The sequence below is a fragment of the Bacillus sp. EE-W1 genome (genome assembly GCF_009760835.1).
Lineage (GTDB): Bacteria > Bacillota > Bacilli > Bacillales > Bacillaceae_G > Bacillus_A > Bacillus_A wiedmannii.
Genome location: NZ_WIPE01000169.1, coordinates 17,713 through 18,457, shown reverse-complemented (window position 1 = coordinate 18,457; position 745 = coordinate 17,713). Strand labels below are relative to the sequence as shown.

Genomic DNA, 745 nt, shown 5'->3' with positions numbered 1-745 from the left:
AAGTATCAATCTAAAGAATGAAGCGATAAGACTTCTAACCGCAAGGACTGTGGAGATAGCCTAATAAATTAGAGTTCGATAGAACTCTTTACTTAGGAATCCCCCTCTTCTAAACGAAGTAAAAGTGGGGGTAGTTCAATAGTTAACTTTGCAATATATGTTTGTATATAATTCCTTTCAAAGACACAAAATATCGAAGTGTCTATTAATAATTCCACTGTTTTTTATCTCATTTCAAAAAGGAGCTTTATAATATGGACAAAGAAAATCTATTGAGCGAACAGATTAATCGCGTCCCTTCGGATGCCCTGAATACCCCTAGTAAGGAACAAGAACAAATGCTAGAAACATCATCTCAAGTGAAACATAATCCAAACAATAACAATAATGCTAGCAATAAAGATAGTAACCAAGACCTATACGGCACAGACTCACCCATTTCAGATGTAGATAGAACAACAAACAAAAAATAAATTACAAAGAAAAAACTTAATAACCAGTAAACTAATTTTTTCCCCATAAAAAAATAACTATCAGGTCAGAAGCAAACGCCAAAATGAAGGATTATTTCTACATACTTACTGAAAGAATTCTCCTTCTTCAAATGTGTGCAGGACGATAGCCCGACGGTAACAGTAAGAAGGATCTTCCTTTCTGCGCATAAATAGAAAAACGAGCACCCTATCACTATAAATAGGAGTGCTCGTATTTATTTTCGTCTATTCCTTTTCTGGCCAAATTTTCG

1 protein-coding gene is annotated in these 745 nt (G+C 34.4%); it reads left to right on the top strand.

What is annotated here, in order from left to right; translation table 11 throughout:
- Positions 1–254 precede the first annotated feature (254 nt).
- Positions 255–473, top strand: coding sequence for a hypothetical protein (locus tag GFJ36_RS28935; RefSeq protein ID WP_097889876.1), 219 nt, complete (start codon positions 255–257; stop codon positions 471–473).
- Positions 474–745 lie beyond the last annotated feature (272 nt).

What these genes read in the sequence shown, in the direction of transcription:
- GFJ36_RS28935 (WP_097889876.1), top strand. Translation starts at nt 255, where the DNA reads ATGGACAAAGAAAATCTATTGAGCGAACAGATTAATCGCGTCCCTTCG.